Here is a 17,307-nt window from a genome sequence, read left to right as displayed (position 1 = left end):
GTGCGTCCGTCGCTGTCGAGGACTGCGGGGCGTTCCTCGCCGGGGGCGCCAAGGCGCAGCAGTTTCACGTGTTCCTCCTTGCGGTCGCGGATCGCGGGGCGAATCGCGAGGGTGGTCGTACGGAGCCCGGGGCGCCGGACGGTCGTCCACGCACAGCCGAACTGGGGTGCTGGGGCGGCCTATTCCATGAGAAAGACCTGCTCCGTGGAGGCCCACCACTCGCCCGGCGCCGCCTCCTCCACGGGCTGCTGGCAGGGGTCGGTGAGTTTCCACCATGCCTGCGTCGCCTCGTCCGCAGCCATCAGGGCGATGTCCGCGGCCAGGTCGTCGCCGTGGTACTCGAAGTAACTGAAGAGCCGGTCGCCGAGCAGGTGGATCGAGTAGTTGGCGATGTGGCAGCGCCGCAGTTGTTCCAGTACCGGCGGGGGGACGTCGCGGTGCAGTTCGCGGTACTCGTCGAGCTTTTCCGGGCGAACCCGGATGACCTGCGCCACGCGCTTCATGCCCGCACCGCCTTCGGGCCCACGGCCGAGAGCGCGCGGTCGTGGATGATACGGATGATCCTGCCGCTCATCCGCTCGTAGTCGCGGTCGTTGTCGACCTCACCGCGGATCCGGTGGTCGGCCATGACAACCACCCGGTCCGCGAGCGTGATCATCTCCGCGAGGTCGCTGCTGATCAGCAGAATGGGCAGACCGTCGCGGGCCAGCTCCCAGATCAGTTCGTGGAAGGCGTGTTTGGTGCGCACATCGACACCGACCGTCGGCTCATCGACGATGAGCAGCCGCGTGTCGGCCGCCAGCCACTTCGCCAGGCTCACCTTCTGCTGGTTGCCACCGGACAGCTCACCGGCGTTCTGACCGAGCCCGGAGATGCGGATGCCGAGACGTTCGACGAGGTCGTGCGACACCTCCTGTTCCTCGCGTGAGGAGACGAACCCGAACGCCTTCGCCAGCCTCTTCCACACCGTCACCGTGATGTTCCGGACGATGGGCTGCTCCAGGAAGACCCCTTCCTCCTTGCGGTTCTCGGTCAGATAACCGATGCCGAAGACGTGCAAGGCCTGCCGGGGAGAAGCGATACGCGCCGGTTTGCCGTGCAGCCGGATCTCGCCGCCGGTGACGCGGTCGAGGCCGAGCACGGCCTTGACCAGTTCGCTGCGCCCGGCTCCGACCAGTCCGTACAGACCGACGATCTCGCCGGGCCGTACGTCCAGGCTGATGTCCCGGTGCCCGGCGGCGGTGGAGACCCTGTCGAGCGAGAGAACCGGTGCCGCGGACGTGTCCACCTCACGCGGACGCATCTCGGTCGCCGAGTGGGCGCGGCCCACCATGAGGCTGACCACGTCGTCCTGGGTGTGGTCGGCGAGCGGCGAGGACTCGAGCACGGACCTGCCGTCACGCAGCACGGTGACGGTGTCGCAGATGGCGAACACCTCCTCCAGTTTGTGACTGACGAAGACGACGCACGTCCCTCGGGCTGTCAGCCGCCGGACGACCTCGAACAGGCGCTCCGCCTCCTGCGGGGAGAGGGAAGCCGTCGGCTCGTCGAGGAGCAGCACCCGGCTCTCGGTGTACAGGGCCTTCGCAATCTCCACCAACTGCTGTTGTGCCACGGACAGTTCACGGACCGGCTGGTCCGGGTCGATGTCCAGGCCCAGCTCACCGAGGCATGTCAGAGCGGGGGCGGTCATGGCCGCGCGGTCGATGAGACCGCGGTGCGAGGGAGGGCTCTGCAACGTGATGTTCTCGGCCACCGAGAAGCCGGGAATCAGATTGCGCTCCTGGTGCACGACGCCGATGCCGGTGCGGGTGGCCTCCAGCGGCGAGCGCAGGTGGACCTCGTCGCCGCACCAGGTGAGACGGCCGCTGTTGGGTGTGTGCACCCCGGTCAGGACCTTGATGAGGGTGGACTTTCCCGCGCCGTTCTCGCCGAGCAGCGCATGGACGGACCCCGCGGTGAGGCGCAGTCCGACGCCGTCCAGGGCCCGTACCCCGGGAAAGACCTTGACGATGGCCTGGCATTCGAGAAGGACGTTGCTCATCGGGCACCTCCCATGTGCGGCAGAACGACAGCCGGCTGCGCGTCACTCTCCGGTGGCGCGGGCGGTGTGCGGCCGCGCGAACTGCCCTTCTTCTCCAGGTGGGTCTGGTGGATACGGCCGCCGACCACCGTGCCGAGCACGACCAGGCCGATGAGGAAGTTCACCCAGCTCGGGTCGAGGGAGAACTGCGCCCGTGCGGCGTCGATGAGCCGCATCACGAAGGCTGCCAGCACCGTGCCGAGCACAGCGACCGAGCCTCCGGTGAGCGCGACGCCGCCGATGATGGGAGCCGCGAAGCTGGGCAGCAGCCAGTCGCCGCCGACACTGCGGTTGACTCCGGGCAGCGACGCCGTTGCGGTCAGGGCGGCCACGCCGATCAAGAGCCCCGACAGGGTGTGGGCGAGCACGATCTGCCGGTCGGTGGAGATGCCCGACAGCCTGGCCGCCAGCGGGTTGCCGCCTGCCGCCAGGAGCCGTCGGCCGGCGCTGCTGCGGTACAGGAAGGCAGCGAGCAGGGCCGCAGCGGCCAGAGCCGTGACGAACACCAGCGGGACGTTCAGCGGGGCCGCCCTGCCGAGGTCCCTCAGGCCGGCGGAGTAGCCGTCGACGGTGCGCGTACCGGCCAGCCGGTACTGCGCTCCCAGGAGGATCGTCATCGTCCCGAGTGTGACGATGAAGCCGTTGATCTTCGTCGCCACGATGAACAGGCCCGTCACCAAACCGACAGCTGTCGCCGTCAGCACACCGGCTGCCACCGCGACCCCGGCGGGCACGCCCTGGTCTGCCATGAGGACGCCCATCAGGCAGGCAGTGAAGCCGCCGAGCGCCCCGACCGCGAGGTTGAGCTGTCCGACGCACAGCGCGATCATCTGGGCGAGCCCGATGAGGACAGGGGTGGCCAGGTATTGCAGGAAGGTGCGCACCGAGGGGCCCTCGAAGAACGAGCCGGAGGAGGCCACACCCAGGGCGACGTAACCAGCGAGCACCACGCACAGCAGGGTCATCGTCGTGGAGCGGGAGAAGCGGCGCAGGACCGCGACGCCCCGGGCTCCCCGATCGCGGATTGTGATCATGTGGAGCGCACCACCTTGCGATAGGACAGGACGGTACGCACGCGGTCGGCCGAGAGGGCCAGCAGGAGTACGCATCCGAGGTAAATGTTCAGGCTTTCGAGACCGACACCGAGCAGGTCGAGCCCCTTGCGGATGACGCCGACCAGGGACGTGCCCAGCAGAACTCCCAGCACCGAGACGACGCCGCCGGTGAGCAGGGTGCCGCCGAGCACCGCGCCGAGGAACGAGGGCAGCATGAAGTCGTCCCCGATGGAGGCGCGGAACGTTCCGGTGCTGACGGCGGCCATGAATCCGGCGAGCGCGGCGAGCAGCCCCGAGAGCGTGTGCGCCAGGATGACGCGGCGGCCGGTGGGAATGCCGGACAGCTCCGCCGCTGCGGGGTTCGCCCCGGTGAGCAGCAGCTCCCGGCCGATGCGGGTGCAGGCGTACAGGAAACCGAGGCCGAGCAGTGCCAGGACGGTGAACTGCGCCAGCTGCGGTACGGCCGGGGATCCGCACACGGGCCCGACGCAGATGTCGGCCAGCGAGTACGAGCGCAGTTCCGCGAGCCCTGACGGCTTGGTGGTGAAGGCGGCGTTCTCGGTCAGGGCCGAGTAGAGCAGGGAGACGAGTCCCAGCAGCGCGAAGTCCATCGCCAGGGTCACGACGAAGGAACTCACCCCTGTGCGGGTGATGATCCAGCCGGTCAGCGCGCCGATGGCGGCTCCGGCGAACAGGCACAGCAGCAGGCCCAGCGGCAGCGGCAGGCCCAGCCGGTCGTATCCGAATCCCGCGAACAGGGCCCCGAAAGCGGCCATCCGTCCGACGGCCAGGTTCATGTGCCCCACTGAGAGGACGACCATCTGGGCGAGCGCCACCACAGTCAGCGTCGAGATGTCCCGCAGCAGCGGGAACAGCACGAGCCGCTCGTCGAGGAACGCCGGCCGCAGCACACCGAACAGGGCACTGAGGGAGACGATGAGCACGAGCAGGCCAAGCCGCTGGTTGACCCAGAACGGCAGCCGGTGCACGGGACGCGACGCAGTGGCCTCGGCGGTGTTGGTGTCACCGTCCGGTGGGGCAACGGGCATTGTCACGACACCCTCCGGTTGTCGATGGCGTCCACGTCCCAGTCGATGCCGATCCCCGGAACGTCGGGCGCCACGGCCAGCCCGTCGCGGACCGTCAATTCGCTGCGGGTGACGGCCCGCAGCTGCGGGATGTACTCGACGTACATGCCGTTGGGCACCGCGGCGGCGAGGCTGACATGCAGTTCCATCAGGAAGTGCGGACACACCATGACGTTGTGGCTCTCCGCCGTGTGCGCGACCTTGAGCCAGGGCGTGATCCCGCCGACCCGGGCGACGTCGACCTGCACGATGGAAGCGGCGCCCGCCTCGAGGTAGTTGCGGAATTGCATGGGCGAGTACATGGACTCGCCGACAGCGACGGGAATCCGCGTCGCACTCGCCAACCGGGCATGGCCACTGATGTCGTCCGCCGGCAGGGGCTCCTCGAGCCAGTAAGGGTCGTAGGGCTCCAGCGCGGCTGCCAGCTGGAGGGCCGAGGACATCGTCTGCGACTGGTTGGCGTCCGTCATGATGTGCAGCGAGGAGCCGACAGCCTCCCGTACGGCGCGCAGGCGCTCCGCGTCCTCGGCGGCATGCGGCTTGCCCACCTTGATCTTGACGCCGGCCCACCCGGCCTCCTGGGCCTGGAGCGCGCCCTTCACGAGTTCCTCGGTGTTCAGGTGGAGCCAGCCGCCCTCGGTGTCGTAGACCGGAACTTCCTGGCGGTGGCCGCCTGCAAGCCGCCACAGCGGCTCGCCCGCGCGCTTGCAGCGCACGTCCCACACCGCGGTGTCGACGGCGGCGAGCGCGAGCGAGGTGATGGCTCCAGTGGTGGTCGCACGGGTAAGGGCAAACAGCCGCTGCCACAGCGCCTCGACGTTGCGCGCGTCCTGACCGATGAGGACGGGCAGCAGGTGGTCCCGCAGCAGGGCCAGTACGGAGGTTCCGCCGGTGCCGATGGTGTAGGCGTAGCCTGTCCCCGCGCTGCCGTCCGCCGTGGTGATGTCGACGAGTACCGTCTCCTGCTTGACGAAGGACTGCACCGCGTCGGTGCGGTCCGTCTCCACGGCGATGTCGGCCAGCTTGGCCGTGGCGGTTGTGATGATGCTCATCTCGTGATGTCCGTTTTCTGTAGTGCGGGGACGGCAGGGGTCAGCTGCACGCCAGGACTTCGTCAGCGAACTGCTTCTTCAGCTGATCGGTCTTCGTCTGCCTCGCACTGTCGTAGGTCGTGATGTTGTCCTTGGTGACAACGAAGGAGCCGGAGTCGACGGACTGCCCTGGCGTCCGCATGGTGCACTGCTTTGTCTGCAGCAGCGCGAGTGCCCATGCGCCGACCTCGGCCTGTCCCACCGGGTTCTGCACGACGGTGGCGGTGACCGTGCCCTGCTTGATCGAGCTGAGGATCTTGGCGTCGTCGTCGATGGCGACAACCTTCGCCTGCGAACCGGAGCTCCTGACCGCGTCGGCGGCGGCGACGGCCGGGTTGTAGGCGGTGGAGACGATGCCCTGGATCTGCTTGCCCTTGGCTGCCAGCAGGTCGGACACCGCCTTCTGCGCGGTCTGCAGGTCCTTGTCGATGTCGGTGACGGTCTGCAGCAGCTGCACCTTGCCGCCCGACTCCTTCACGGCCCTGGCGACGCCCTTGATCCGCAGCTGGGTGTTGGCGTCCACATTGTTGCCCGTCACGTGGACGATCTTGCCCTTGCCGCCCATCGCGTCGATGGCGGCCTTGGCCGCCTTGTACGCGGCGAGTTCGACGTCCGTGGAGAGGCAGAAGTCGGCTTCGTTCGTCGTGCCCGCCGGGCAGGAGCCGAGTGAGGCCACAGCGAAGCCCTGGGACTTCAGGTCCGCGAACGTGGTGTTGATGTCCGTCGGCGAGACACCGAAGACGCCGAACGCGTTGTAGCCGCGCGCGGCCAGGGTGGACAGCAGGTTGTTCTGCTTCTGCTGGTCCCACTCCGCCGTCTCGTCGAACGTCACGTCCCCGAGCCGGTAGGTCTTCCGAGCGTCGGCGCCGGCGGTCTTCCAGGGCTGGAAGTAGGGGTGAGCGCCACCGGGCACGAGCGCGACCTTGGTGGCCGATCCGTCCGCGAGCTCCGCTGTGCCGCTGCCCGCCCGCGCGGTCGTGGGAACCTGCCCGCCCGCCGGTTCATCCGAGTTCTTGATCGTGCAAGCTGTCGAGCCCACGGCCAGCACCGCGGCGGCGACAACTCCCGGCAGGAGAGATCTGGTTCGGAGACGCATCTCCCTCACCTCCAAAATCAAATAGGAAATCGATGCGGCGATGATGCGTCAGTCGAGTCACCTCGTCAAGACCCGCGAGCGGTGCGGAGACCTCGCCGGCATGCACTGCAACCATGGCCCCGGCCGCACATTCGGAGCCGTTCGCCAGGAAAAGTTGCCAGCTGGACCCGGCCCACTGCAGCCTTCCGACAGCCCCGCAGGCCAGGCGCCCGAACTCACCCCACAACGCCACGGCTCCGGAGGGCGACGATCTGAACAAGTCGGGACGCGCCCCTTGACTGACCACTGTCGACCCAAAATCATATAGGAAATTCATTGCAGCCTAGGGGAAGTAGGAGCGATGCGTTCTTTGAGAACACGCCTGGCCGGCGCCGTCGCGGTGCTCGGCCTGCTGGCCACAGGCGTCTCCCAAACCGCCGCGGCAGCGGAAGGGGCCACGGCAGCCGACAGCGCACCACCCGGCAGCGAACCGCGGAACCTGGTCTTCGGCACGGCGGCGACCCAGAACAGCACCTATGAGGGCGGTGCCGCGAACCGCGCCGCCGACGGCAGCACGAACGGAAACTGGGGCACCGGTTCCGTCAGCCACACCGGCCTGGAGTCCCAGCCGTACTGGCAGACCGACCTGGGGGCCTCGAAGAAGGTCGACAAGGTGGTCGTCTGGAACCGCACCGACTGCTGCACCGCGCGGCTGTCGAACTTCTGGGTCCTCGCCTCCGACACCCCCATCACGGCCCGGAGCCTGACCGACGCCCGCAACCAGGCCGGCGTCACCGCCACCAAGGTCAGCTCGCTCTCCGGCCCCTCGGCGGAGGTGGCGATGACCCGCTCTGCCCGCTACCTCCGTATCCAGCTCGAAGGCACCGACTACCTCTCGCTCGCCGAGGTCCAGGCCTTCGGTGACGAGGTTGTCTCGCCGTCCGCGGACGCGCAGAAGTGGGTGAAACACAGCCCGTTCGGCATGTTCCTGCACTTCAACATGTCGACGTATCAGAACACCCAGTGGGCCGACCCCAACGGCAACCCGGCCGACTTCAATCCGACCGCCCTGGCCCCGAAGCAGTGGGCGCAGAGCATGAAGGACGCCGGGATGAAGTTCGGCGTGCTCACCGCCAAGCACCACGACGGCTTCTCCCTGTGGGACACCGCCCAGTCCGACTACGACGTCGCCAGGAGCCCGTACAAGGGAGGCAAGGGCGATATCGTCCGCGAGTACGTCGACGCCATGCACGCCAAGGGCCTCAAGGTCGGGATCTACTTCTCCATCTGGGACAGGCACAACGGCGACTCGACCGAACTCATCCAGAACCAGCTGCGCGAACTGCTCACCAAGTACGGGCAGATCGACTACCTCTGGTTCGACGGCTGGGGCTGGCATGTCCCGTACTCCAAGATCCCCTACCAGCCCGTGCGCGACATGATCCGGCAGGTCTCGCCGCACACCGTGGTCGCGAAGAATGACCACTTCGGAACGCTCCAGACCTCGGACGTCATCGTCTACGAGGTCCCGGTCCAGGGCATGCCCCCCGCCACCAACGCCCGCCCCGTCGACGCCAGCGACACGCTGGACACGAACAGCACATGGTTCAACACCACGTCGACCGGTGCCCCGCGGTCCGCGAGCGACATCGTCGACAACCTCCACAAGGCCAACGCCGGCAACGCCCTCTTCCTGCTCAACGTGGGCCCCGACCGCACCGGCCGCCTGCCACAGAACTACGTCGACCGGTTGAAGGAGATCGGCTCCATGTCCTGATGAGAGTCCACCGCCGCGTCCCATCGGCCATTGAACGAGCCTGAAGAACACCGCGTGGTGTACGTCTGCCCGCACCCCGGTCGGGGTGCGGGCAGACGTACACCACGACCGGCACCACGGAGGAGTTCCGCCCTGACCAAACGGCTGCTGGAGTCCGCCCCTGAAGGCGAGTTCACCGACCGCTTCGGCCATGACAAGCACGACCCGGCAGGCAAGAACGGCGGCAACTCCCCCGACGGCACCCGCGGCAAGACCGTGCTCACCGACGTCGGGCCGGCGGAGACAGCGTGCCCCGCGACCGGGAAAACGGCGCCGCGCCTGCGCGACGTGGTACTTCGGATCTCCACCGGCGGATGCCAGGAGCACCAGTCCGGTTCAACCAGGCGGAGGCCGCACTGCTGCTGCAGCACCTTCCCAAGGAGCCATCGGGGAGGAACACATACCCTTCTGCCGGCGGCGCGCCAGGAACTGCAGCAGGCCGCAACCACGGCTCGGGGCACGGTGAGGCTGCCGTCCGCTGATGCCGAGACCGTGATCGCTGCGCTGTGCCCACAGCCTGCATCGACCGACGCGGACCACGACACGGACCTAGGGCCGATTCAAGGGCCGGACGCACCAGGTTCTATCGCAGGCGTGCGACTCCCCTGGCGGCTCAGCCGGCCCCCGGCCGCCGCCACAGGTCGATGGGTACGTGCCGCACCGCCCGCCCCGCCTCGTCGAGGATCCAGCCCATGCGCTTGGGATTGCCGAGCGTGAGGGAGCGCTCGGTCATGGCGATCTCCGGAAAGCGCTCGGCGATGTACGACTCCAGGCGCAGCACATCGGAGGTGGAGCGCACCCAGCTGTTGACCACCAGGTTGTGGTTCGAGGTGGTCGCCGCGCACATCCGCACCTCCGGCAGCGCCGCCAGTGCGGGGCCGACCCGGGCCAGTGCGTCGGAGGGCACGTTCGCGTGGAAGGTGGCGAACACCGGATACGGCGAGTAGGTGTGCGCCACCTCGCAGCGCGGCAGCGCGGCCCCCGTGCGCACCATCCACGCCACCCGGCGCCGCACCGTCGACTCACTCATTCCCGTACGCCGGGCCAATTCGCCGTATCCGGCGCGCCCGTCGGCGCCGAGTGCGAGCAGCAGCTCCCGGTCGGCCTCGGCCGGTGCGGGATCGACGTCACCCACCGCGGGGGGCGCCCCGGAGCGGACTGCCTCGCGCTGGTCGCGGCTGATGGCGCGAATGTCCCAGCGGGAGCCCTCGGTGAAGAACCGGGTGACGATCCGGCTGTGTGTGGCACGCACCCCGGGCAGTCTCCCGAGGACCTCGGTGTGCAGCCGGGAGAGGTCGGCCAGCGAGTCCACCATGACGTTGAGGGACAGGTCGTGGTGGCCCGCTGTGTGCTCGATGCTGGCGATCTGCGGTTGCTCGGCAAGCGCGGCCGAGATCGCTGGGATGCGGCCGGGTTCGCAGTCCACGCCGACGATGGCGACACAGTGGTGGTGGTTGACGAAGGCTCCGCCGTACGCGGTCACCCAGACCAGGCCCTGGGCGCGCAGCCGCTCCCAGCGCCGCGCCGCCGTCACCGGGCTGACCTCGATGGCCTTTCCTACCCGCGCCCAGGACGCGCGGGGCGCGGTCTGGAGCGCATTGACCAGGGACAGATCCAGCTCGTCCAACAAGCCGGTGGCGGAATCGGTCACTGTGGCATCGCTCCTGAATGAATTATGCAGAAATCCATGGGGTGCACTCCAGGAGTTTCAAGCTACTTGCGTGATTTGGCAACGGCCGCCGGCCGTCCGCCGCGGTGGCTGTCCGTCTCTCGGCAGCCGACCACCGACTCGCGACATGTCTCGGAGTTCGCTATGCGCCTTCCGTGGTTGCTGACCGCCGTGCCTGTAGTGGCCCTGCTGTCAGCTGTCTGGCTGCCTTTCGTCAACGGACCGCACTTGTGGTTCGGCATGCCGTCCCTGCTGGTCTGGTCCGTCGTCTGGGTCCTCGCCCTGACCCCTGCCCTCGCCTTCGTCGAGCGGCGCCACACTGCGCTCGCTGCCCGCCCCCAAAACCTCCAGGAGGAGCGCCGATGAGCACCGTCCTCGTCGTCTGCGTCGTCGGCATAGTCGTCATCGGCCTACTCGGCATGATGGGCCGTCGCAAGCCCGCCACCAGTATTGAGGAGTGGAGCGTCGGAGGCCGTAACTTCGGCGCCCTGACCACCTGGTTCCTGCAGGCTGGGGAGATCTACACGACCTTCACGTTCCTGGGCCTCGCGGGCCTCGCCTTCAGCTCCGGTGTCGCGGTCGTCTACGCCCTGCCGTACCTGCCCATCGCCTACGTCGGCCTCTACGTCATCAGTCCGATCGTGTGGCGCATCGGGCGCGAACGCGGCCATGTCACGCAAGGCGACTTCTTCGCCGACCGCTACCGCAGCCCCCTGCTCGGCACCGTTACCGCCGTCTTCGGCGTGCTCTTCCTGCTGCCCTATCTGCAACTGCAGATCACGGGACTCGGCCTGGTCGTCGAACTCGCCACCGGCAAGGACAACGTCGGCACCCCCGCGATGATCCTCGCCTCGGTGCTCATCGTTGCCTTCGTGTTGTGGTCCGGCATCCACGGTGTCGCCAGGACCGCGTACTTCAAGGACGCCCTGATGTTGGTCGTCCTGATCGTCCTGCTCGTCGCTGTCCCCGCCCACTTTCATGGCGGGCTCGGCAGCCTCGGCGGTGAACTGCGCTCCCACCACAGTGAGCTGCTCAGCGTCCCGCACAGTGGCCCGCACGGCACCATCTGGTTCTTCACCGCGATGCTGACCAGTCTGTTCAGCGTGCTGTTCATGACAATGCCTCACGGCTGGCCCGCGGTCATGGCCGCCGACTCCGAGCGCGCCCTGCGTAAGAACAGCATCTGGATGCCCGTCTACGGAGCTACCCAGGCCATCCCGATCATCGTAGGCCTTTTCGCGATCACCGCGCTCTCGGCTCCTGTCAACGGGAACAACGGAGTCCTGCTCACCCTGGTCTCCCAGACACTGCCCGCTTGGCTCGTGGGCGTCGTGGCCGTCGGAGCGGCCGCCACTGCCATGGTCCCGGCCGCCGCCATCGTGCTCGGCATGTCGACCATGGTCGCCCGCAATGTGCTGCGCGTACAGGACCGCCGTCGCGCGCTCATCGTCAACCACGCCACCGTGGTGGCCGGTGTCGGAGTCGCCCTCGTCCTGGCTGTCGCCCGGCCTGATGCTCTCGCCAACCTGCTCCTGCTCACCTACAGCGGGCTCGCCCAGATGGCCCCGGCGACGGCCGCCGCCCTGACCAGGCGCCCGTTGCTACGCGCACCGTCGGCGGGGGCGGGCATTGTCGCCGGCGAGGCCGTCCTCATCTGGCTGACCTTCGGTGGCATCTACGACGGTCCGGTCAGCAACGGTCTCGTCTCCCTGGCGGTCAACGTCCTGGTGGCAGTGGTGACCGAGGCGGTCTCGCGCCTGCGGAGCAGCCGTGCCGCCGAGGAGGAGCGGGAGGCCCCGGCGCCGGCCCCGACACCCGCGCGCTGACCTTGCAGTCCCTTCCCGAAGACGCACCGTCACCAGCGACCGTCCGCCGGACGTCGCCACACCACCGCACCGCCCCCTCGTTCCCGTCCGGCCGCCGTCCTCGTAGACATGTCCAGCCGCACGGGAACGAGGAACAAGAAGGAGACCGAACGTATGACCGCCGCGACCAACAGGCAGCACAGCCCCGTCGCCCCTCCCACGCCTGTTCGCATCATCCGGGCCCGCCGCATCACCACCCTGGACGGTGAGGCCGACACTCGGGTCCTCGCCACCGTCGGCGAGCGGATCGCCGCAGTCGGCGAGGCAGCCGAGGCGTACACGGCACTGCCCGGCGCCGAGACCGTCGATCTGGGCGACGCCCACCTGGTGCCCGGCTTCCACGACGCGCACTGCCATCCCATGGAGGTGGCCAACGCCGCTCTCCGCCTCGACCTGGGCGCGGGCACCGGAACCCCCCGGGAGCGGCTCGCGGCGCGAGTGGCCGCCACCGAGCCGGGCCGATGGATCGTCGCCCAGGGCTACAACCCCGCCACCGACCCCGACGGCCGCATCGACCGCACCGCGCTCGACGCGATCACCACCCGACACCCGGTCCTGGTGATCCACTTCTCGTTTCACATGGCGGTCGCCGGTTCCGCGGCCCTGATGCTGACTGGTCTGCACGACGGCAGCGGCCCCCAGACCGGCGGCGACCTGGGCCGCGACACGACGGGCCGACTGGACGGCTGGCTCTACGAGCGGACCTGGTTCGACCAGCTCTACCGTGCCTCCGGCGAACCCGCCCTGCTGCCGCAGGAAGCGCCCGAGGCCCTGCTCGAACCGCTGGCCGACGTCTTCACCGCCTACCATGCGGCCGGCGTCACCTCCGTCTGCGACGCCGTGACCACCCCGTCCGCACTGCGCACCTATCAGCGCATGCGCGAGCGCGGCCGCCTGACGATGCGGGTGGGCGCCCTCCTGTGGCATCGCTACGCGGACCCCCTGCGCCACGCGGGCCTGCACGCCGGATTCGGCGACGAGTGGCTGCGCATCGTCGGCGCCAAGATCATCATGGATGGCGCGCTGGCCGGGGGCACCTGCCTGTGCCGCGACCCCTACCCGGCCGAGACCGGGTCCGACAACGGAATCCAGCTCCTGGAGGAGACCGAGCTCGCCGACGCAGTTCTCGCCCTGCACGCGGCGGGCCTGCGCGTTGGCGTGCACGCCAACGGCGACCTGGCCGTCTCCCAGGTCCTCGACGCCATCGAGGCGGCCCGCGCCGCCCACCCCGAGCAGCGGATCAACCACCGCATCGAGCACTGCTCCCTCGTCGACGAGAAGCTGGTCCACCGGATCCGCGCCGCAGAGGTCACCCCGGTGCCGTTCGGCGCATTCGTCCACGGGCACGGCTCCAAGCTGCGCCGCTACTACGGTGACGCGCGCGCCGCACGGGTCAGTGACCACCGCTCCTTTCTGGACGCCGGCGTCGTCGTCGCGGGCTCGTCCGACCACCCGGCGGGTCCCCTTGAGCCGCTGCTCGCCCTCCAGACGATGGTGACCCGGCGCACCAGCGATGGTGATGTCCTCGGCGCCGACCGGGCCCTGACGGTCCGTGAGGCTCTGGGCGTCTACACCGTCGGCTCCGCGCGCGCCACAGGCGAGTCCCATCTCAAGGGCCGCATCGCTCCCGGATACCTGGCCGACTTCACCGTGCTCGGCCGGGACCTGTTCGCCACCGCCCCCGACGCCCTCGCGGCCGTTCCGGTGCGCGCCACGTGGGTGGGCGCCCGTCAGGTCTGGTCGAACGGCGACGGGTGAGCGCCACGGTGGCGCGTGGGACGAGGCGGGCAACGTGTTTCACAGCCGCTTCTGGGCGGCCGAGCGCTTGTTCTTGCCGGAGAAGATCCCTGCCGACCGGAGGGCGCCGGCCATGAGGGGATCGGAGACAGCGACCCCGTGCACGAGTTCTGGTGTCCGGCGGAAGACTACGTCCTCAACCGCTCGCCTGGGGGCGGTCCAGGCACCGGCTGTCGGTTCACGCCATGCCGGGCGCAGACCGCCTCGACCAGCGAGCGCGGGCACTCCTTCTGACCTCGGACAACTTCCCAGGCCAGGGGCAGCTCCGCCTATCGCCCGTAACGCCCACAACGCACATAACACACACGGCGCGTACCTGCAGGTCAGGACCGCTTTTCGACGGGCTCAAGAATCGCCACGCACTCCACGTGATGCGTCATCGTTTTCACGTCACAGGGGCTTATCACAGGAAAACTGCTGGTCAGAGGCGGTTTACCGGCTCTGCGAGTGCGCTGCTTCCAGGCCCGAGCGTCAAACGAGCGTCACGGGTCAGCAGGTGCCAGCTGCTGCCGTTCGCGCTACGGGCGGCTGCGGCGGGAGGCACGTTGCCGACGGCATCCTTGACGGCCCGCTCCCCGGTGGAAGCTAGCGTCGGCGCGCTGGACCTCGCCATCACCCTTGAATACGCCCACCACCGCACCCGCGCACTGGACGGCCTCTCCCCCGTCCTGACCACCCTCGCCGCACGGACGAGGCGTCCACCCACCGACACACCCGCCTCGGGTCTCTTCACGCACCTGGGCATGCCGCTCGTGTCCCCTCACGGCCCGCTCGCCGACGCCCCGCGGCACGCCATCGGTATCCCCCGGGGCCGGCGCGGCCACGAGCCACGGGAGCGCAGTCAGGGGAAGGTACGGCCACCCGATGGCAACCACGACAATCCCGCCGAGTGTGGCCGCCGTGACACCGGCGAAGGCCAGCTGCAGCCCCAGCCGCAGGAGCCGGGACCGGGTGCGACGCAGGAGAGCGTCATCGAGGGCCAGGGCCGCGCGAGCGCCCGCCGCCCCCGAAGCCAGGAACAGCATGGGACCGAGTATTCCGTAGAGATTCGCCCCGCCACTCCTCCTCTCCGACTCCACGCGGCACACGGGCGGCCGAATCGTAGCCGTACCACCGGACACGGGCCCCGCCGAGTGGCACAGGACCACCTGGAATGACTGCCTGGGAGGCTCTCGACAAGGTCGTAGCGCATGGGTGGCCGAGAGTCCGTTCTGCTCAGGGCGGAGCAGACTGCGGCACCCAGCTCGCCCCCGAGGGATCCGCCCCCGCTCGCTCCGGACGCCGACCCCGCATCATGACCCGCACCACCTATCCGGTCGCCATAATGGGGGCATGCCCTCCAGCCCACACCACCCCGCACCCGCGCCGAAGAACCTTTCGGGCGCGGAGGCCGAGGACCTCGCGCTGTACCGGGAGAAGTTCCGGTGCCGTCTGCCGGAGTCGCTGGACGAGTTGCACGGCCCGACGCAGGGGGTCGTCGAGCTGCCGCTGCACATGGCCTGGTCCGGGATGACCTCGTACGACCTGGGCAAGCCGCGCCAGCGTATGGGCCTGTACCGCACCGTCCTGCACGAGGGGCTGCGCGAGGACCTGCCCCGCTACCTCGACCGGGACCTGCTCATCCATCTGTGGCCGGTGCTGCGCACCCTCGTCGGCCGCACTGTGCGCACGGTATGGGAAGACGCCTTCCCCCAGCTCGCCTCCCGCGCCCAGGCAGCCGCGTGACGGACATGCCGGAGCTGCACACACGGCTCCTGGCGGATGTGATCGCCCTCGGCTCCCCGTACCCCCTGGTCCTCACGGGCGGCTATGCCGTCCGGGCGCACCGCCTCGTAAACCGCCCCAGCCAGGACCTCGATGTCGCCACCGAGAACCCGGCGCCCATGGCCGACATCGCGGCTACGCTGCGCGCCGGCCTGGAAGCCCGCGGCTGGAAGGTGCACGCGCTGGAGACCGCCCCGCTGTCCGCCCGCTTCACCGTGACCGACCCGGCCACCGGGCAGGACTGCGAGGTCGACATCCTCAAGGAGATCTTCTGGCGGCCGGTCGCCCAGAGCCCGTACGGGCCCGTCCTCGCGGAGGAGGACGTGATCGGGACCAAGGTCCGCGCCCTCGCTGACCGCGGAGCGCCTCGTGACCTGATCGACGTGTTCGCAGCCTCCCGCCGCTGGAACACTGCCGATCTCGAAGAATTCGGCCGCCGCCACGCCCGCGGCCGCTTCGAGCGCGAAGACCTGCAGGCAAACCTCGCCGGAGCCGAGTGGACCGACGACGAAGCCTTCGCCGCCTACGGCCTGGACGAGAGCACCATCACCGCTCTTCGTACCTGGGCCGTGGAGTGGGCCGACGGCCTCGCGGCCCGTCTGCTCGAAGAGTCGGGTGATTCGGACATCGGCTGATCGCGTCCGAATGAAACTGCATCTGCAAGCGATCAGAGCAAGAGCCGAGAAATATGCACCACACAGCGGAGCATTCGTAGAGAATGCGCCGTCAACGACTCCCCGACAAGGCCGTTCCCGGCATCACAATGCACTGAACCAGCCGGCCTCGCCAATGTGGTGACCGCCGTCGACCCCGCGCTCGTACTGCCCTGCCTCGCCAACGGCGACGACCTGGCCGAGGTCGGGCTCGCCGCTGCCGCCACCGACCAGCGCACCGTCGGCGACACCTGGGCCCGCCAGCTGGAGTACGCGCCCGTGCTCGCTCTCGTCGACAGCCAAGACGCCGACGACGAAGACCGCGCGCTCCTTGCCCAGCTCCACCCGACCGCCCGTCAGGTGCCCGCCGGATCCGGTGAACTCGCCCAACTGGCCTTCGCCGGCTTCGACGTGGAAGCGGCCGCAGCCGCCCAGCACCCGGCCTGCGCCCTGCTGCCCCAGGAAGCAGACGAAGCAGGAGTCGCCACCCTCGCCTGGCACCGCCGCCGCCCCTTCCACCCCGAACGCCTCTACCAGGCACTGGAAGACCTCTGCTGCGCAGCCGCTCGCAGCCGCGGCCGGTTCTGGCTCGCCGACCGCCCCGACACCCTGCTCGCCTGGGACGCCGCAGGCGGCGCACTGTGCGTGGAGAACGCCGGCCCGTGGCTGGCTTCCCTGGCGGACGCTGCCTGGGACATGGTGCCCCCGATCCGCCGAGCCGCAGCCGCACTGGACTGGCACCCCGAGCACGGCGACTGCTGCCAGCACCTCGTCTTCACCTCCCCCGGCCTCGACCGCGACGGCCTGGCACAGCTTCTCGAGTCCTGCCTGCTCACCGACGACGAGTAAGCCGCCGGCCCCGAGGCGTGGAAGCACCTGCCAGCCGCGTTCGACTCCCTCCTCGAACCCGTCTCATAACCCCGGCACCACACCCTCATCCGGCATCCGACATCCGACATCCGCACCGAAGAAGGACCCCATAGCCCGCCGTCACGACCCCCACAATCCGCAAAAGCCCCGCCCCAACCCCCTGGACACGGCCGGGATCACGTACATCGACTACAAGGACACCGACCTGCTGCGGAAGTTCATCTCCGACCGCGGCAAGATCCGCAGCCGACGCGTCACCCGCGTCACCGCCCAGCAACAGCGCCAGCTCGCCGCAGCGATCAAGAACGCCCGGGAGATGGCGCTCCTGCCATACGCTGCCCGCGTTGGCGCGCAGTAAGTCGGCAAGCTGCGCGACACGGTGGTCTTGCCGCAGCCTGAGCGGCCAAGGACGGCGGCCAGGAGCTACAGGGGACGGCGAGGCCCCGCGACGCGAACCGCAACGAGGCGGGTGGAGCCGTGC

General features: G+C 69.2%; 14 protein-coding genes and 2 pseudogenes. 9 read left to right on the top strand and 7 right to left on the bottom strand.

Translation table 11 applies throughout. The features are described 5' to 3' along the window. Positions 1 to 179: 179 nt before the first annotated feature. From OG972_RS35170 to OG972_RS35145, 6 genes are read right to left on the bottom strand one after another with little or no spacing between them, the layout of a single operon-like run. Positions 180 to 503 (bottom strand): L-rhamnose mutarotase, encoded by a 324-nt coding sequence (locus tag OG972_RS35170; protein WP_266988491.1) that lies wholly within the window; start codon positions 501 to 503, stop codon positions 180 to 182. Continuing rightward, complete coding sequence (locus tag OG972_RS35165; RefSeq protein ID WP_266988489.1) at positions 500 to 2,044, bottom strand: sugar ABC transporter ATP-binding protein; 1,545 nt, start codon at positions 2,042 to 2,044, stop codon at positions 500 to 502. The genes OG972_RS35170 and OG972_RS35165 overlap by 4 nt, the downstream gene beginning before the upstream one ends. Then, complete coding sequence (locus tag OG972_RS35160; protein WP_266988487.1) at positions 2,041 to 3,117, bottom strand: ABC transporter permease; 1,077 nt, start codon at positions 3,115 to 3,117, stop codon at positions 2,041 to 2,043. The genes OG972_RS35165 and OG972_RS35160 overlap by 4 nt, the downstream gene beginning before the upstream one ends. Beyond that, complete coding sequence (locus OG972_RS35155; RefSeq protein ID WP_266988485.1) at positions 3,114 to 4,193, bottom strand: ABC transporter permease; 1,080 nt, start codon at positions 4,191 to 4,193, stop codon at positions 3,114 to 3,116. The genes OG972_RS35160 and OG972_RS35155 overlap by 4 nt, the downstream gene beginning before the upstream one ends. Beyond that, positions 4,190 to 5,278, bottom strand: a complete 1,089-nt coding sequence (locus tag OG972_RS35150; protein WP_266988483.1) for a mandelate racemase/muconate lactonizing enzyme family protein — start codon at positions 5,276 to 5,278, stop codon at positions 4,190 to 4,192. Before OG972_RS35150 ends, OG972_RS35155 begins: the two co-directional genes overlap by 4 nt. A gap of 40 nt (positions 5,279 to 5,318) precedes the next feature. Continuing rightward, complete coding sequence (locus OG972_RS35145) at positions 5,319 to 6,413, bottom strand: substrate-binding domain-containing protein (RefSeq protein WP_266988481.1); 1,095 nt, start codon at positions 6,411 to 6,413, stop codon at positions 5,319 to 5,321. A 340-nt stretch (positions 6,414 to 6,753) separates the two neighbouring features. Between OG972_RS35145 and OG972_RS35140 the strand changes: the two genes are divergently transcribed. Continuing rightward, positions 6,754 to 8,169: an alpha-L-fucosidase gene (locus OG972_RS35140; protein ID WP_266988479.1), complete on the top strand. Its 1,416-nt coding sequence runs from the start codon at positions 6,754 to 6,756 to the stop codon at positions 8,167 to 8,169. 132 nt (positions 8,170 to 8,301) lie between these two features. Next, a pseudogene (locus OG972_RS35135) lies at positions 8,302 to 8,451 on the top strand (IS256 family transposase); the annotation flags it as partial. A gap of 370 nt (positions 8,452 to 8,821) precedes the next feature. Here the strand turns inward: OG972_RS35135 and OG972_RS35130 are convergent. Next, the gene (locus tag OG972_RS35130) at positions 8,822 to 9,859 is read right to left on the bottom strand and encodes an Lrp/AsnC family transcriptional regulator (protein WP_266988477.1); all 1,038 of its coding nucleotides are present in this window, start codon (positions 9,857 to 9,859) and stop codon (positions 8,822 to 8,824) included. A gap of 162 nt (positions 9,860 to 10,021) precedes the next feature. Here OG972_RS35130 and OG972_RS35125 point away from each other — a divergent pair, with 162 nt between their 5' ends. From OG972_RS35125 to rpsR, 7 genes and pseudogenes are all read left to right on the top strand, one after another. Next, positions 10,022 to 10,243: a hypothetical protein gene (locus OG972_RS35125; RefSeq protein WP_266988475.1), complete on the top strand. Its 222-nt coding sequence runs from the start codon at positions 10,022 to 10,024 to the stop codon at positions 10,241 to 10,243. Then, positions 10,240 to 11,703 (top strand): sodium:solute symporter, encoded by a 1,464-nt coding sequence (locus OG972_RS35120; protein WP_266988473.1) that lies wholly within the window; start codon positions 10,240 to 10,242, stop codon positions 11,701 to 11,703. The genes OG972_RS35125 and OG972_RS35120 overlap by 4 nt, the downstream gene beginning before the upstream one ends. A 153-nt stretch (positions 11,704 to 11,856) precedes the next feature. Further along, positions 11,857 to 13,500, top strand: a complete 1,644-nt coding sequence (locus OG972_RS35115; protein ID WP_266988471.1) for an amidohydrolase — start codon at positions 11,857 to 11,859, stop codon at positions 13,498 to 13,500. A gap of 1,371 nt (positions 13,501 to 14,871) precedes the next feature. Continuing rightward, positions 14,872 to 15,264 carry a hypothetical protein gene (locus OG972_RS35110; protein WP_266988469.1) on the top strand — a complete coding sequence of 131 codons (393 nt, stop codon included), beginning with the start codon at positions 14,872 to 14,874 and terminating at the stop codon, positions 15,262 to 15,264. Positions 15,265 to 15,269: 5 nt separating this feature from the next. Continuing rightward, positions 15,270 to 15,938, top strand: a complete 669-nt coding sequence (locus OG972_RS35105; RefSeq protein WP_266990898.1) for a nucleotidyl transferase AbiEii/AbiGii toxin family protein — start codon at positions 15,270 to 15,272, stop codon at positions 15,936 to 15,938. A 153-nt stretch (positions 15,939 to 16,091) separates the two neighbouring features. Beyond that, positions 16,092 to 16,874 (top strand): annotated as a pseudogene (locus OG972_RS35100) (GTP-binding protein); the annotation flags it as partial. 61 nt (positions 16,875 to 16,935) lie between these two features. Next, positions 16,936 to 17,184 (top strand): 30S ribosomal protein S18, encoded by a 249-nt coding sequence (rpsR, locus tag OG972_RS35095; protein WP_266990896.1) that lies wholly within the window; start codon positions 16,936 to 16,938, stop codon positions 17,182 to 17,184. Positions 17,185 to 17,307: the final 123 nt, after the last annotated feature.

Origin of the sequence: Streptomyces sp. NBC_01669 (assembly GCF_026339735.1) — a bacterium.
Classification (GTDB): Bacteria; Actinomycetota; Actinomycetes; order Streptomycetales; family Streptomycetaceae; genus Streptomyces; species Streptomyces yanii.
This window is presented reverse-complemented; position numbering and strand designations above follow the sequence as displayed.

Excerpts from the sequence above, each read along its gene's own strand:
- OG972_RS35170 (WP_266988491.1), bottom strand. The coding sequence starts at position 503 with ATGAAGCGCGTGGCGCAGGTCATCCGGGTTCGCCCGGAAAAGCTCGAC.
- OG972_RS35165 (WP_266988489.1), bottom strand. The coding sequence starts at position 2,044 with ATGAGCAACGTCCTTCTCGAATGCCAGGCCATCGTCAAGGTCTTTCCC.
- OG972_RS35160 (WP_266988487.1), bottom strand. The coding sequence starts at position 3,117 with ATGATCACAATCCGCGATCGGGGAGCCCGGGGCGTCGCGGTCCTGCGC.
- OG972_RS35150 (WP_266988483.1), bottom strand. The coding sequence starts at position 5,278 with ATGAGCATCATCACAACCGCCACGGCCAAGCTGGCCGACATCGCCGTG.
- OG972_RS35145 (WP_266988481.1), bottom strand. The coding sequence starts at position 6,413 with ATGCGTCTCCGAACCAGATCTCTCCTGCCGGGAGTTGTCGCCGCCGCG.
- OG972_RS35140 (WP_266988479.1), top strand. The coding sequence starts at position 6,754 with ATGCGTTCTTTGAGAACACGCCTGGCCGGCGCCGTCGCGGTGCTCGGC.
- OG972_RS35125 (WP_266988475.1), top strand. The coding sequence starts at position 10,022 with ATGCGCCTTCCGTGGTTGCTGACCGCCGTGCCTGTAGTGGCCCTGCTG.
- OG972_RS35120 (WP_266988473.1), top strand. The coding sequence starts at position 10,240 with ATGAGCACCGTCCTCGTCGTCTGCGTCGTCGGCATAGTCGTCATCGGC.
- OG972_RS35115 (WP_266988471.1), top strand. The coding sequence starts at position 11,857 with ATGACCGCCGCGACCAACAGGCAGCACAGCCCCGTCGCCCCTCCCACG.
- OG972_RS35110 (WP_266988469.1), top strand. The coding sequence starts at position 14,872 with ATGCCCTCCAGCCCACACCACCCCGCACCCGCGCCGAAGAACCTTTCG.
- OG972_RS35105 (WP_266990898.1), top strand. The coding sequence starts at position 15,270 with ATGCCGGAGCTGCACACACGGCTCCTGGCGGATGTGATCGCCCTCGGC.